This window comes from Streptomyces sp. MST-110588 (assembly GCF_022695595.1).
GTDB lineage: Bacteria > Actinomycetota > Actinomycetes > Streptomycetales > Streptomycetaceae > Streptomyces.
Map to the genome: position 1 here is coordinate 2,085,518 of NZ_CP074380.1, position 14,786 is coordinate 2,100,303.

The 14,786-nt window shown below is 70.2% G+C and carries 14 protein-coding genes and 3 pseudogenes; all 17 read right to left on the reverse strand.

Translation table 11 applies throughout. The features are described 5' to 3' along the window. Positions 1-426: 426 nt before the first annotated feature. Positions 427-963, reverse strand: coding sequence for a TetR/AcrR family transcriptional regulator (locus KGS77_RS09040; protein ID WP_242587368.1), 537 nt, complete (start codon positions 961-963; stop codon positions 427-429). Positions 964-1,168: 205 nt separating this feature from the next. Then, a complete protein-coding gene (gene whiG / locus KGS77_RS09045; RefSeq protein ID WP_242580139.1) occupies positions 1,169-2,005 on the reverse strand; it encodes an RNA polymerase sigma factor WhiG in 837 nt (278 codons plus the stop codon). A gap of 399 nt (positions 2,006-2,404) precedes the next feature. Then, complete coding sequence (gene dprA, locus KGS77_RS09050; protein ID WP_242580140.1) at positions 2,405-3,547, reverse strand: DNA-processing protein DprA; 1,143 nt, start codon at positions 3,545-3,547, stop codon at positions 2,405-2,407. 58 nt (positions 3,548-3,605) lie between these two features. Continuing rightward, a complete protein-coding gene (locus KGS77_RS09055) occupies positions 3,606-5,210 on the reverse strand; it encodes a YifB family Mg chelatase-like AAA ATPase (protein WP_242580141.1) in 1,605 nt (534 codons plus the stop codon). Next, positions 5,210-5,566, reverse strand: a pseudogene (locus tag KGS77_RS09060) (YraN family protein); the annotation flags it as partial. The gene KGS77_RS09055 and the pseudogene KGS77_RS09060, both read right to left, overlap by 1 nt. Positions 5,567-5,984: 418 nt before the next feature. Continuing rightward, on the reverse strand, positions 5,985-6,293 hold the full coding sequence (locus KGS77_RS09065; protein WP_003980220.1) for a DUF2469 domain-containing protein: 309 nt from the start codon (positions 6,291-6,293) through the stop codon (positions 5,985-5,987). A 38-nt stretch (positions 6,294-6,331) separates the two neighbouring features. Further along, entirely contained in the window at positions 6,332-6,826 is a 495-nt protein-coding gene (locus KGS77_RS09070) for an NUDIX hydrolase (protein WP_242587370.1), read from the reverse strand. A 77-nt stretch (positions 6,827-6,903) separates the two neighbouring features. Continuing rightward, positions 6,904-7,667 (reverse strand): annotated as a pseudogene (lepB, locus tag KGS77_RS09075) (signal peptidase I). A gap of 187 nt (positions 7,668-7,854) precedes the next feature. Continuing rightward, positions 7,855-8,952, reverse strand: a complete 1,098-nt coding sequence (lepB, locus tag KGS77_RS09080) for a signal peptidase I (protein WP_242580142.1) — start codon at positions 8,950-8,952, stop codon at positions 7,855-7,857. Beyond that, a complete protein-coding gene (gene lepB, locus KGS77_RS09085; protein WP_242587371.1) occupies positions 8,885-9,889 on the reverse strand; it encodes a signal peptidase I in 1,005 nt (334 codons plus the stop codon). Before lepB (KGS77_RS09085) ends, lepB (KGS77_RS09080) begins: the two co-directional genes overlap by 68 nt. 502 nt (positions 9,890-10,391) lie before the next feature. Beyond that, positions 10,392-11,162, reverse strand: a complete 771-nt coding sequence (gene lepB / locus KGS77_RS09090; RefSeq protein WP_242580143.1) for a signal peptidase I — start codon at positions 11,160-11,162, stop codon at positions 10,392-10,394. A gap of 44 nt (positions 11,163-11,206) precedes the next feature. Next, entirely contained in the window at positions 11,207-11,554 is a 348-nt protein-coding gene (gene rplS, locus KGS77_RS09095; protein ID WP_242580145.1) for a 50S ribosomal protein L19, read from the reverse strand. Between the two features lie 132 nt (positions 11,555-11,686). Beyond that, a pseudogene (trmD, locus tag KGS77_RS09100) lies at positions 11,687-12,501 on the reverse strand (tRNA (guanosine(37)-N1)-methyltransferase TrmD). Then, positions 12,501-13,121 (reverse strand): ribosome maturation factor RimM, encoded by a 621-nt coding sequence (rimM, locus tag KGS77_RS09105; RefSeq protein ID WP_242580148.1) that lies wholly within the window; start codon positions 13,119-13,121, stop codon positions 12,501-12,503. Before rimM ends, trmD begins: the two are co-directional and overlap by 1 nt. 85 nt (positions 13,122-13,206) lie before the next feature. Then, positions 13,207-13,446: an RNA-binding protein gene (locus tag KGS77_RS09110; RefSeq protein WP_003980229.1), complete on the reverse strand. Its 240-nt coding sequence runs from the start codon at positions 13,444-13,446 to the stop codon at positions 13,207-13,209. Between the two features lie 2 nt (positions 13,447-13,448). Beyond that, positions 13,449-13,898, reverse strand: a complete 450-nt coding sequence (rpsP, locus tag KGS77_RS09115) for a 30S ribosomal protein S16 (RefSeq protein WP_242580150.1) — start codon at positions 13,896-13,898, stop codon at positions 13,449-13,451. A 155-nt stretch (positions 13,899-14,053) separates the two neighbouring features. After that, positions 14,054-14,644 (reverse strand): hypothetical protein, encoded by a 591-nt coding sequence (locus KGS77_RS09120; RefSeq protein WP_242580152.1) that lies wholly within the window; start codon positions 14,642-14,644, stop codon positions 14,054-14,056. Positions 14,645-14,786: the final 142 nt, after the last annotated feature.

The window sequence follows — 14,786 nt, forward strand, 5'->3', positions numbered from 1 at the left end:
GCACACCTTCGGCAAGGGCGCCCGTACGCAGGTGTACGCCGTCCATGACGGTAGCCGCTGGTGAGGGCGCGCGGCGGCGAGGGCACGCGGTTGGCAAGGGTGCCCGTATGCAAAGGCACGCCGTCCGAAAGGATGCGCCGCCTGACAGGGCGCGCCGCCCGGATGGAGTGCGCCGTCCGGATGCGGTTCGCCGTCCGGATGTGGCCCGCCGCCCGGATGGAGTGCGCCGCCCGGATGTGGCCCGCCGCCCGGATGGAGTGCGCCGCCCGGATGTGGCCCGCCGCCCGGATGGAGTGCGCCGCCCGGATGTGGCTCGCCGCCCGGATGGGGTGCGCCGCCCGGATGGGCGCATCGGGAGAGGCGGAGGCGGGAGGCCAGGGTGGGAGGTGGGGTGGGGGCGGGAGGGGGCGGGGGGAGAGGGGGAAGTCAGCGGACGCCGTGGAGGACCATGGCGACTGCCGCCTCCGTGATGTCCGAGGGGTCCTCCGCAGCACCGAGTTCGATGCGGCGGACCGCGGCGTCCACGACGCCCTGAAGCAGCATCGCGGCAAGCCGTGGCTGCTCGTGGCCCAGTGCGCCGAGAGCCTCCACGATCATGGCGATCAGGCCCCCGTGCGCCGCCCGGATCTTCTCGCGGGCCCCGGCATCCAGCTCGCCGGCCGAGATGGCGACGACGGCGCGGTGACGGCGGTCTCCGACCAGTGCCAGTTGTCGGCGTACGTACGCCTCGATCTTGGCCTCGGGCGTATCGACCCGCTCCATGGCGGCCTCGACCTCGGCGGCCCATACGGGAAAGTCGACGGCGCACAGTTCCTCGACCACGGCCGCGCGGGAGCGGAAGTACTCGTAGACGGAAGAGCGCGCGAGACCGGTGCGCTCGGCGAGGGCGGGGAACGTCAGCGCTTCCGTACCGCCTTCGGACAGCAGGGATCGGGCGGCGTCCAAGAGGGCGCCGCGCTGCATCGTCCGGTGCTCGGCCACGGAGGCCGCTCGAATCCTGGGCACGTCACCACTGTACGGATGGCGCCCACGCCACGGCACTGCGCACCACGACGTAGTCCGGTACGCGGCAAAGGTGCAGGAGGAGCGGAAGGGGGAAGGGAGGACGAGGGAGGAGGCTGTGGGCCTTCGGGGGTGGTCGGGCGGCCCGGGCGGGTGCCGGGCGGCATCAGCGGCCGACGTCGGCGAGCTTCGCTCTCAGTTGCAGGACGGACTTGGTGTGGATCTGGCTGACCCGGCTCTCGGTGACCCCGAGGACATTGCCGATCTCGGCGAGCGTGAGTCCTTCGTAGTAGTAGAGCGTGACCACGGTCTTCTCCCGTTCGGGGAGAGTGTTGATGGCGCGGGCGAGCAGCCGGCGGAGCTCCCGGTCCTCGGCGACCTCGACCGGGTTGTCGGCGGCGGTGTCCTCCAGGGTGTCCATCAGGCTCAGCCGGTCGCCGCCCTCGCCACCGACGTGCAGCAGTTCCTCCAGCGCCACCACATTGGCGAGCGAGAGCTGGCTGAACACCCCGTGCAGTTCCTCCAGTGGGATGCCCATCTCCTCGGCCACCTCGGCTTCGGACGGTGTGCGCCGGAGCTGCGCCTCCAGCGTCGCGTACGCCCGTTCGACCGCGCGGGCCTTCTGCCGTACGGACCGGGGGATCCAGTCCAGGGCCCGCAGCTCGTCGATCATGGCTCCCCGGATGCGGGTGATCGCGTACGTCTCGAACTTGATGGAGCGCTCGGGTTCGAACTTCTCGATGGCGTCGATGAGCCCGAAGATTCCGGAGGAGACGAAGTCAGCCTGCTCGACGTTGGGGGGCAGACCGACGCTGACCCGGCCGGCCACGTACTTCACCAGCGGCGAGTAGTGCAGGATCAACTGCTCGCGCAGCCGCCCGTCGCCTGATGCCTTGTAGGAGCTCCACAGCTCTTCTAGTGAGGTGGGCGCGGCGGGGCGCACGCTGCCGCGCGCGGCGGGGGGCGCTGCCGCGCGGTCAGACCCGGAGGTGTGCTGGGGCATTCGTCGCCTTGAGCCGTTCTGCCGAAACGCTGGTGAATACGTGCGTGAGGGTTGAATTCGGTGTGAGCGTAGCGTGACCGCAGTGTCGCGGTGTGCGATGAAGAGTGGTTCGGATGTACGCAGATACGTTCCTCTGCCCGCACGCCCGGGTTAGCGGGACAAGGATTCCGATGGCGGTCAGGACGATTTGCAACCGCTGAGAGAACCCTTGAGAGAACCCCTGAGAAAGGGTGACGGCGCGGCTTCATCTGCTGCCCCTGAGAGTGAGGACCCGGCGTACGGCACCGCTCCGGCACGGCTCCCCACGGATCGGGGACAGGACCAGGGCGCTACGGAACGGACGTCCCGCGCGCGTCCGGCCTCGACTTGTCACCCGTTCGCCCCAGGTCACGGACCACCTCACCGCGATCCTGCGGTGGCCGTGGCAGTGCGCACCAACTCCCAGCGACCGCCACTCCTTTGAACGAATCCCAGCGACTGCAGCTCGAAGAGCTTGCCTTGCGCCACATCGCCGACCGTGCCCGAGTCCCTGGCCACCTGCCGGGCGTCCGCGCCGCCTCGCGCGGGGAGCGCTTCGAGCACCCGGGCGGCCACGGGGTCCAACAGGTCACGGGCGAGGAGCGGGCCGCGCCGCTCGGGCGCCAGTTCGCCGATGCTGCCGACCAGTTCGACGACCTCGGCGGCGTCCGTCACCACCGTCGCCCCACCGCGCAGCAGTTGGTGGACGCCCGCGGACAGCCCGCTGGTGACCGGTCCCGGCATTCCCATCGTGAACCGGCCCAGTTCCATGGCCCGCCGGGCGGTGACCAGCGACCCACTGCGCAGCTCGGCCTCCACGACGACCGTTCCCCTGGTGAGCGCCGCGATGACACGGTTGCGCAGGATGAACCGGCTGCGGGTGGGATGGTCACCGGGTGGCAACTCCGCGATGACCAGCCCCTGTTCCGCCATCCGTCCGATCAACTCGGTGTGACCTCGCGGATAGGCGAAGTCGACGCCGGAGGCCAGCACGGCGATGGTGGCGCCGTCCGCGGCCAGTGCGCCTCTGTGCGTGGCGCCGTCGACCCCGTACGCGGCTCCGGACACCACCGTCCAGCCGCGGTCGGCCAGGCCCGCTCCGAGTACGGCCGCCATGTGCGCGCCGTAGTCCGTACAGGCTCTCGCCCCCACGACGGCGACGGAGCGCAGCGCCCACAGCCGCAGATTCGCCGGTCCCCGTACCCACAGGCCGATGGGTCTGCCGTCCCCCAGGTCGTCCAGTTGCCCGGGCCACTCCTCGTCGCCGGGGCAGAGGAACCTGCCGCCGATCGCGGCCACGGCGGCCAGATCGGCCGCGGTGTCCTGGCGTGCGGCGCGGAGCCGCAGTCCGGCGAATTTCTGCTCGCACGCTCCCTCGGGCGCGTCCCGCTCGCCCTTCAGGGCCCGGAGGAGTTCCACCGGACCCATCTGCCGGAGCCATCGCCCGACCGTCTCATCACCCGGCTCGGCGATACGGGTCAACGCGGCGCGTGCCCGTCGCTCCGTGTCCCCCACATCGGTCATACCTCGGCTCTCCCCCGCTCGCCGTGCTCCGCTGTGTCACGCTGTCCGATGCCTGACCTCATATGGCACGCACCGCCGCCACACCCCGTTTGATGCCCGTACGCAGTTCCAGGGCCCACAGGACGTCCTCCTCGGCGGGACGGTCGCGACCCGCCAGGTCGGCGGCGGTCCAGGCGACGCGCAGCACCCGGTCCAGGCCACGGGCCGTGAGCAGACCGCTCTCCAGGTCGCTCTCCGCCTGCCGCAGCGCGCCGGGCGCAGCCTGCCAGCGGGTTCGCAGTTCGTGGCCGGGCACCTCACTGTTGGTGGTCCATGGGGTGCCCGCGTACCGGGCGGCGGCGCGTTCGCGGGCGGCTCGCACCCGCTCGGCCACCACGGCGGTGGTTTCGGCTCCCTTGCCGAGCGAGACCAGCTCACGGCGCGCGACGGGCTCGACGGCGACCCGTAGGTCCACCCGGTCCATCAGCGGCCCGGACAGACGGGCGCGGTAGCGGGTGATCGAGGAAGGCCGGCATTCGCAGCCGCCTCCCGTGGTCCCATGGCGCCCACAAGGACAGGGATTGGCCGCCAGCGCCAGCAGGAACCGCGCCGGCATCCGCATCATGCCGGCGGCTCGCGCGACCACGACGTGCCCCGACTCCAGCGGCTGACGCAACGCGTCGAGCACCCGCACACTGCACTCCGCGGCCTCGTCGACGAACAGCACTCCATGATGGGCCAGGGAGACCGCTCCGGGGCGCGGCAGTCCGGTGCCCCCGCCCACCAGTGAGGCCATCGTGGCGGAGTGGTGGGGCGCGCAGTAGGGCGGCCGGTCCACCAGTGGCTGGCCCGGCGGTAGCGTCCCCGCGACCGAGTGCACCGCTGTGACTTCGAGGGACTCTTTTTGCGACAGGGGTGGCAGCAGACCCGGAAGACGTTCGGCCAGCATGGTCTTGCCTGCGCCCGGCGGGCCCTTGAAGAAGATGTGGTGCCGCCCCGCCGCGGCCACCTCCAGCGCTCTGCGGGGCCCCGGCTGTCCGGCGACATCCGCGAGGTCCGGCGGCCGGTCTCCTCCGAGCGGGCTCGCGCCGGCCCCGGAGCCGGGCACGGCCAGTCCCGCCAGGAGGGGGTCGGGCGCGCCTTCCGGAGGCTCGTCCTCCTCGGGGACGGGTTCGTCCGTGAGTACGGCGACGAGTTGCCGCAGGCTTCGTACGCCCAGGACGGACATTCCCGGTACGAGCGCTGCCTCGGCCGCCGTGCGCTCGGGCACGACGACCTGGCGGTAGCCGGCGTCGGCGGCGGCCAGGACGGCCGGAAGCACTCCGCGTACGGGCCGGACCCGGCCGTCCAGCCCCAGTTCGCCGATCATGACCAGCTCCGTCAGCTCACGGGGGTCGATGCGCTCGGCGGCACCGAGGACGGCGCAGGCGACGGCGAGGTCGAAGCCGCTGCCGCTTTTGGGTACCGATGCCGGGCTGAGCCCCACCGTGAGCTTTTTCTGGGGCCACTCGTCCCCCGAATTGACCACCGCGGCGCGAACCCTGTCCCGGGACTCGATCAGGCTCTTGTCGGGGAGTCCGACCAGCGTGAAGGCCGCGACACCCGGTTCGAGGTCCGCCTGGACCTCCACGACCACGCCCTCGACGCCCACCAGGGCGACCGAGCACGTACGGGCGAATCCCATCAGGACACCCCCCGGGCGTGTTCGACGACCGGCGCCCCGCGGGAGGGCAGCAGGACTCCGACGACGTCGATCCGCACTCCTCCCGGGGGCGGCCCGCCGTGCTGCTCCATCCAGCGTTCGGCCAGCAGCCGCAGCCGGTCGGTCTTCGCGGCCCGTACGGCTGCCATCGGATGTTCGTACGGTCCGGCGCGCCGGGTCTTGACCTCGCAGACGACCAGTGCGTCACCGTCCGAGGCCACGATGTCGATCTCGCCGTCCCGGCACCGCCAGTTGCGGGCGACGATCCTCATCCCGGCGGCGGCCAGCCGCCGGGCCGCCAGGTCCTCCCCGTACCGGCCCAGTGCGCGCCGGGTGTCGTCCCCGGGGCGCGACTCCGTGGCCTGCTGTACGGCCTTGGGAGCGCCGCCGGGGCGTCGCGCGCCGCGCCCCTTCCCTGCCGGTTCGGCGCGTCCTGGCTCCGCGGTTGCCGCGGCCTTGTCGCACTCGGCCGTCCGAGTCGTCCTGACGGCCTCGGTTACCTCGGCTGCCTCGGCCCCTGCTGCTTCTGTCGCTGCTGCCTCTGTGGCTTCCGCGACCTGCGCGTGGTGCGCAGAGCTCGCGGCCTGCGGCCCGTTCGTGGCGTTCATTCGGCACCACCTCCGGCACCGACTGTGACGGCTCCGGCCGAATCCATTGGATCTTGGTGGATTACTGGCCGGTTGTGGAAAACTCCGTCACCCGCGCGCACCGGGCGCCGGCGGCTCCGGTGCCGCCCCGCCTCGGCCGAACCCCAGGTCAGCTACCCGGAAGGTCGAGGTCACTCTTGTTCAGCTCCTCGATGTTCACGTCCTTGAACGTGAGAACGCGCACCTGCTTGACGAAGCGAGCCGGCCGGTACATGTCCCAGACCCAGGCGTCGGCCATCGAGACCTCGAAGAACACCTCGCCCTGAACGGAGTGCACCTGCATCTCGTAGTCGTTCGTGAGGTAAAAGCGACGTTCCGTCTCGATCACATACTTGAACAGCCCGACGACATCGCGGTACTCCCGGTAGAGCTTCAGCTCCATCTCGGTCTCGTACTTTTCGAGGTCCTCGGCGCTCATGGCAGATCCCCTTCAGCCGTGCGTCCCCCTATTGTGCGTCAGGCACTCTCGGTCTCCAGGACCACCGGCGCACTAGGGGGCCCTTCGTCGAGCAGCGTGCGCAGCAGCTCGGCGAGTCTGGTCGGATACACCGTCTCATGCGACGCGGAGAGTTCCTCCGAAGTCCACCACCTCAGTCCCGAGACACTGCGTCGCTCCAGCTCTGTCTGCCCAGCGGTTTCGGTGCTAGTCCCTTTCGTACGTGCCAGGTAGTACCACTCGTCCTGGTTCCAGCGCCGCCCGTCAAAGGGAAAGGAGCAGTGGCGCTTCCACAGCACCGGGCCCAGTTCGATCCCGGTGATACCCGTCTCCTCCGCCACCTCCCGGCGTGCCGCCTCTTCCCGGCTCTCCGCCCCCTCCAGTCCGCCGCCCGGCGTGAACCACCAGGTGTGGGTGGGATCGCCCGGCTCGTAGCCGTGCAGCAGCAGGATCCGGTCGTCGGGACCGAGCAGGACGACGCGGGAGACCTGCCGGGTCACGACCTCCTCCCCCATAGGCGTGACCGTCACCGACTCGCCTCCGGCAGGCTCACTGCTCACGGGAACTGCACTCATAGGTTCGGTCCGCTCGCTCATAGGCCGGCGCCCTGCTCTCCGGTACGGGCACGTCGTTCCCGGCCGCGGCCCCACCGGTCGGCGATCGGCCCGTACGCCGCGCCTCCCAGGATCAGCACGGCGCCGACCACCACCGAGATCGTTATGAGCCGCAGCGGCCCGGGGTGGAGGTGCCGCCGGGCAGCGCCGCGAAGCTCGCCGGCCGCTGCACCATTCCGAGCTCGCCCGGGGGCCACGCCCGGGCGTCCACCCGCGCGCTCACCGCGCTGCTCGGCACGGAGCCGTGACTGCTGTCCTCAAGGTGCACCCGTGAGTCCATGGAGCCCAGGCGGCGGTCGCCGAGGAGAAACAGTTCTCCCGGAGGGACCTGGGCGGAGAATCGGGTCGGTGAGGCCGGACCTTTGGCGTGCAGATACGGTTCGTCGACCGGTTTGCCGTTGACGGTGAGCCGGCCGTCCTTGCCGCAGCAGGCGATCTTGTCGCCGCCGACGCCGACGACCCGCTTGACCATGGGGCTGTTGCCCCACGTCTTGTCCGAGAACACCACCACGTCGCCGCGGCGCACCTCCGCGCCGTCCACTTTCTGGGCCAGAACCCGGTCTCCCGCCCCGATCGTCGGCTCCATCGAGTCGGTCGGCACGGTGTACGGGCGGTAGAGCAGTGCCCCCCATACGAACCCGCCCAGGAACAGCACACAGCCGACGGCCACGGCCAGACCGGACAGCACCCTGCCCCGGGTCCGTCCGCGACCGCCGCTTCCGCGCTCCTTGTTGCCGCTCATCCCAGCGCTCCCGCCCCGCGGGGCGAGCCCGCGTCGAAGATCTGGGACGGCACCCTACCGGGGGCTGCCTCCACCGGTCAGCCTGCAGGAGAGCGGATCGGCTGCCAGTGATCGGCTTCTGCTGATCAGCTCCTACTGATCGACCTGCACCGATCCCGCCTTACCGACGGCCCTTGCCCATCGGCCCTCACCGATCAGCCCCTGCCGGCCGTTCGGCCCCGCTCCGGGCCACGTCCTCACACGAGAGCCGCGCCAGGATCCGCCGACGGCGCCACAGCACGATCGGCACCGCACCCACCAGACCCAGCGACACCGGGGCCGCCGCCATCGCCTGGCTCAGTCCTGGCTGGTCGAAGGTGTCGGGCACCGGCAGCGTCGACCAGCGGTCGATCGGCCAGGCGATGGTGAAGGCACGGCCCACGACCTCGTTCACCGAGACCGTGCCGCCCCCTTCCAGGTCCTGGTGGTAGCGGGAGTCACGCGAGTCCTGACGGTGGTCACCCATCACCCAGATACGGTCCTTGGGCACCTTGATCGCTTCAAAGGGCTTGTCCCCGCAGGGGCTGTTGCCGGGGAAGAGGTAGGAGCTCTCCGAGAGCGCCTTGCCGTTGACCTTCACCGGTCCGGCGCCTTCGCACTCCACGGTGTCCCCGCCGACCGCGATGACCCGCTTGATCAGGTCTTTCTCTTCGGCGGACGGCATCAGCCCGATGAAGCTGAGCACCTTCTGGACGACATTGGGCTCAGGGGTGGGGGTGCCCTCCAGCCAGTGTCCCGGGTCGTGGAAGACCACGACCTCGCCGCGCTCCGGCTTCGCGCCGAACCAGGGGGTGAGCTTGTCCACCAGCACCCGGTCCCCGCGCTGCAGCGTGTTCTGCATCGAGTCGGACGGGATGGAGAACGCCTGCACCAGGAAGGTCTTGATCAGCAGGGCCAGCAGCAGCGCGATGCCGATGAGGATCGGCAGCTCTTTCCAGAAGGCACGCGGCTTCTTGCCCTTCTTCACGCTGCCGCTCTCCTCCTCGCCGACCGGGCCGGACTGCTCCGATGCACCCGAATAACCCGATGCACCCGAATGATCTGATGCACCTGAATGACCCGCTGTCCCTGATCGGCCCGACACGGCCCCAGGACCTGACGCAGCCGATCGATCCGCTCCGTACGGCAGGCCGGCCGCCTGCTCCGGTTGTGCGGCGTTCGCCGCCGGATCCGGGGACTTACCGCGCCTCTCCGGCTCCTCGGGCTCTTCGGTTCCGGACCGCGCGCCGACCGCCAAGTCCCCCACATCCACTCCTCACTCCACGCCGCCGCCTGCCCGATAGCCGGTGCAGGCCCACCACTCCCATAACGAGCGGGAGTTCCGCAGGGGTCGGGAGTACGGACAAACTCTCGGGGGACACACTATGCGGCGCCCTGCCCGCCGTCGTCCTGGCACCCGGCGCGTCGCCCACCGTCGCGTAGGTGTCCGGCACCTCCAAGCGGCGCCAGTGCTTGACCGGCCAGGCGATGACCACGGCCCGCCCCACGACGTTCTCCTCCGAGACCGTCCCACGATAGGGCTCGTCCAGGTGGTACCGCGAGTCGCCGGAATCGGAGCGGTGGTCCCCCATGACGAAGATCCGCCCGGCGGGAACGTTGACCGTGAATTTGATCAGCGAGGGCGGGTTTCCGGGATGGACGTACGGCTCCTGGAGCGGCGTGCCGTTGACGGTGACCTTGCCCGCCTTGTCACAGCACTTGACGGTGTCCCCGCCGACCGCGACGACCCGCTTGATCAGATCCTGCTCGTCGTCCGACGGCAGCAGCCCGATGAAGGTCATGACCTCCTTGAACTGCTTGACGACCACCGGATCGTCCTTGCTCTTGGCCTGCTCGCCTTCGAGCCAGTGTCCGGGGTCCTTGAAGACGACGACATCGCCGCGCTCCGGCTTGGAGCCGAACCAGGGGGTGAGCTTGTCGACCAGCACCCGGTCGCCGATCCGGATCGTCTGCTCCATAGAGCCCGAAGGGATTACGAACGCCTGTACGAGGAAGGTCTTGAGCACCAAGGCGATGGCCAGCGCCACACCGATGAGGATCGGTATCTCTTTCAGGTAGGACCGGCGCCGACGGCGTTTGATGCGCCGCGCCTGGCGCCGCCGCTCGGCGCGTCCTCCGGTGGCACGCCTGGTCGTCGGCGCGGGTCCGCTGTCGGCCGACGCGTCGACCGGAGCGTCGGCCACGGCGCCGGTCACGGCGCCGGTCCGGGTATCGGACGCCAGGGCGTCTACGGGCGTGTCCGCCCCGTACGCTCCCGCTTCGTACCTGCCGGACCCGTAGGCGCCCGCCTCATCACCATCGGTTCCATACGCGCCGGCCTCGTACCCACCGGTTCTGTACGCGCCCGCCCCGTACCCACCCGATGCGTGCGCCCCGGCCTCATACCCACCGGTTCCGTACGCCCCCGCCTCATACACACCGATCCCGGGTGTTCCCACCTCATACGCGCCCGCCCCGTACGCACCCGCGCCGTCACCGTACGTCTCCCCATACGCCCCGCCCCCGTAGGCGTACTCCTGAGGGCCGCGCTCCCCAGGGCCGTACGAACTCGCGCCCGTCCTTGCCCCCGTCCCAGGACCTGCCCCCGCCGCCTCCCGCGCTCCCGGCGACGCGCCCCCCACCGCCTCCGCATCCGCCGCGTCCGCTGCCCTGACCCGGCCCGGGGGCCGCCGCCCACGCCCCCTGTTACCCATGGGAGCCTGCCGGGTCCGGGCTCCGTATGCCGTCGAAGGACCGCGGCCGGTCCAGCGTCGTCCAGCGGCTCACCGGCCAGCCGATCCAGTCGGCCCGTCCGATCACTTTGTCGACCGGGACCACACCGCCTCCTGGTTCGCCGAGATGGTCACGGGAATCCCTGGACTTCGCCCGGTGGTCCCCCATGACCCACAGCTTCCCCGGTGGCACCACGATGTCGAACTTCACCGAGGACGGTGCGTCCCCCGGAAACAGATAGCCCTCGTCCACGGGCTCGCCGTTCACCTTGATCCGCCCCCGTTCGTCGCAGCAGGTCACCCGGTCCCCGCCGACCCCGATCACCCGCTTGACGAAGACGTCGTCGGCGGGCCGGGCCAGTCCCAGCGCCGCGCCGGCCCCGCGCAGCAGCCCCGTCACCGGATTCCCCTCCGGCTCGTTCTGCACGAAGGACTCCGTCCCGTCGAACACGATGACGTCGCCCCGGCGCGGTTCACCGCCGAATCGGTACGCCAGCTTGTTGACCAGGACCCGGTCGCCGACCCGCAGCGTGTTCTCCATGGAGGAGCTGGGGATCAGGAAGGGCTGCACGACGAAGGTGCTGAGCAGCACGACGAAGGCCAGGCAGACCGCGAGAAGCAGTACGGGTCTGCGCCAGGGGCGGGGTATGCGCGCGGAAAAACGCGCGGAGCGCGACCGCCGCTCCGGCCCCTCGTCGGGGGCGGGGCAGCGATCGCGCTCCGAAAGCTGTGCGTCGGTGTCCATCGGGCCCTGAGCCTATCCGGCCGGGCCCGGACGCCGGACGGGTGTCAGTTGTCGCGCTTCTCCTTGATCTTCGCGGCCTTGCCACGGAGGTCACGGAGGTAGTACAGCTTGGCGCGACGGACGTCACCGCGGGTCACGAGCTCGATCTTCTCGACGATCGGCGTGTGCACGGGGAAGGTGCGCTCGACGCCGACGGAGAAGCTGACCTTGCGGACCGTGAAGGTCTCGCGGACGCCCGAGCCCTGACGACGGATGACGACGCCCTTGAACTGCTGCACACGGGAGCGGTTGCCCTCGATGACGCGCACGTGGACGTTGACGGTGTCACCCGGACGGAAGGCCGGGATGTCGCTGCGCAGCGATGCGGCGTCGACGCTGTCAAGAAGGTGCATGACCTGCTGCTTTCTTCGTTGATGCCACAGGTCATCAACGGAAATAGGGGGTGTTGTTTCGGATGCCGTGCTGTCGGACGGGCGTCGTTCCCCCTGTGGCAGGGGCGCGCGTCGAACGCACACAGCAGCGGCTCATTCTTCCACGGCCTCGCCCGTACGCCCAAATCGGCCGTCCGGTCCCTGGCCCACGGTCCAGCCGAGGGCCGCGAGGATCGCCCGGTCGTGCTTGTCGAAGGCGGCCGGGTCGGTGCGTTCGATGAGGTCGGGACGGTTGCGATCCGTACGGCGAAACGCTTCGTCACGGCGCCAGCGGGCGATCTTCCCGTGGTGGCCGCTGATCAGGACCTCGGGGATGGAGCGGCCACGCCACTCGGGGGCTTGGTGTACACCGGGCCCTCCAGAAGGTCGGCCATCGCTCCGGGGGCGAAGGAGTCGTCCTGGTGGGAGGCGGAATTGCCCAGGACGCCGGGCAGCAGGCGGGCGATGGCCTCGACCATCACCAGTACGGGGGCCTCGCCGCCGGCCAGGACGTAGTCACCGATGGACACCTCCCGTACGTCCACGCGGTCGCTGTACTCCTCGATGACGCGGCGGTCGATGCCCTCATAGCGTGCCGGGGTGAAGATCAGCCAGGGCTTCTCGGAGAGTTCGACGGCGAGCTGCTGGGTGAAGGGTTTGCCGCTGGGAGTGGGTACGACGATCACCGGATCGCCGTCCCCGGAGGCGAGGATCTCGTCCAGCGCCTCACCCCACGGCTCGGGCTTCATGACCATGCCGGGACCGCCGCCGTAGGGCGTGTCGTCGACGGTGTTGTGCTTGTCGTGCGTCCAGTCGCGCAGGTCGTGGACCCGTACGTCGAGCCGGCCGCGGGCGCGGGCCTTGCCGACGAGGGAGACGTTCAGCGGTTCCAGGTACTCGGGGAAGATCGTGACGACGTCGAGGCGCATTACGAGTCCTCGCGGCCGGGCTCGTCGGCAGCCCCGCCGACGGCACCGGCGGACTTATCGGTCTCAGCGGTCCCACCAGCGGCTTCACGGCTGGAGGCGATCTCGGCCTCGCGGTCGTCGAGCAGGCCGGGCGGCGGGTCGATGACCGCTTTCTGCTCCTTCAGGTCGATCTCGGGCACGATCTCGGAGACGAACGGGATCATGACCTCGCTGCCGTCGGGCCGCTCGACGACCAGAAGGTCCTGATAGGGCAGGTGGGAGACCTCACTGATGCGTCCGACCTCGATGCCCTCGACGGTGACCACGTCGAGGTCGACGAGCTGGTGGTCGTAGAACTCCTCGGGGTCCTCGGGGACCTCTTCGGGGTCGACCTCGGCGATCAGGAGCGTGTTGCGCAGGGCTTCGGCGCCCGTACGGTCCTTGATGCCCTCGAAGCGCAGCAGCAGCCTTCCGCTGTGCACCCGGCCGGTCTCGATCGTCAGCGGGCCCGTGGACGCCGGGTCCGTGGCGAGCACGGCTCCGGGCGCGAGCCGCAGTTCGGGCTCGTCCGTGCGCACCTCAACGGTGACCTCACCCTTGATGCCGTGTGCGCGGCCGATCCGCGCCACTACGAGCTGCACAGTGGCTGTTCCTTCTCTCGTACGAAGACGACAACGGGCCGGGGCGGGCCGAAGCCCTCCCCGGCCCGTGCCGGTGATTCGGTTCTCAGCGGACCTGGTCCACGTCGACGAGGTCGACACGGATGCCACGGCCGCCGATGGCGCCCACGACCGTCCGCAGAGCGCGCGCGGTGCGGCCGTTGCGGCCGATCACCTTGCCGAGGTCGTCCGGGTGGACCCGGACTTCCAGGACGCGCCCGCGACGCAGGGTGCGCGAGGCGACCTGCACGTCGTCGGGGTTGTCGACGATGCCCTTGACGAGGTGCTCGAGGGCCTCCTCGAGCATGCTCAGGCCTCGGTCGACTCAGAGGTGGACTCGGCCGCCGGCTCGGCAGCCTCGTCCGCCTTCTTGTCAGCCTTCTTCGCCTTCGGAGTGATGGCCTCACCCTTGGGCTCGTCGCCGGCGTCCTTGGCAGCGGCCTCGAACAGGGCGCGCTTGTCGGCCTTCGGCTCGGCGACCTTCATCGGCGCCGGGGCGGGCAGGCCCTTGAACTTCTGCCAGTCGCCGGTGACCTTGAGGATGGCCAGAACGGGCTCGGTCGGCTGCGCGCCGACACCCAGCCAGTACTGGACACGCTCGGAGTTGACCTCGATGCGCGAGGGGTTCTGCACCGGGTGGTACAGACCGATCTCCTCGATGGCCCGGCCGTCACGGCGGGTACGGGAGTCGGCGATGACGATGCGGTAGTGAGGCGCGCGGATCTTGCCCAGACGCTTCAGCTTGATCTTGACTGCCACGGGAGTGGTGTCTCCTGGTCTTGACGTGGTTGGGCACAACGAGATGCCACGTGGGGTTGCGGTACTCGGGTGCCCGATGGACGCGTCAGCCGGAGGAGAGAGGGGTCCTGTTCGGCTGTCGAGTACAGCTAGCCATTGTGCCACACCGCACCACGTCAGCCGACCGCAGCCACCTCGGGAATGCGGAACGGCTTCCCGCAGCCGCCACAGACGATGGGCGCCTGAGCGAGCACGGACGGAACAACCCGGACATTACGCCCACAATCGCATACGGCCTTCACCCGTACGCCGCCACCGGAGGAGCCGTGCCGCGCGGCCGGCCCCCGGAAGCTGCGGGCGGTGTCCGCGGCGGTCGCCGCGGTGTGCGCCTTGAGGGCTCTGGCCAGCCGCTCGATGGTGGGGCGGTATCGCCTCCTGGCTTCGGTGTTGAGCGTGACCAGGGAAAAGCCGCTGCTGGGGTGCGGCTCGTCCACGTGGTCCAGCCCCAACTCCTCGGCGATCGCCAGGAATCGGCGGTTGTGATAGCGGCCGGCCCGCGAGGTGTCACGGACACCGCGGGCGGCGGCGATGCCGTGGACTGCCTCGTGAAGCAGCCGTTCGAAGGAGAGCTCCGCGCCGCATGCGGACGAGGACTCTCCGATCAGGGACTCGGGCGCGGCCAGGTCCGGCAGCTCGGGGTGGTGCCGTTGAATATCGGCCCACGCGAGCGCCAGTTCGGCGGCGAGAACAGGCGGTGTCGTGCTCACGTCGTGACAACGAGCCGGGACCGCCCGGTGTTCCGATTCCGGGGCATCCCAAATAATTTGCACGTACCGGTCAGTTTCTGGTCATGGGTTTCGAGGACGGCGTGTGCGCAGAACTGCGGAGAAGGCGCGCGACAGGCATCAA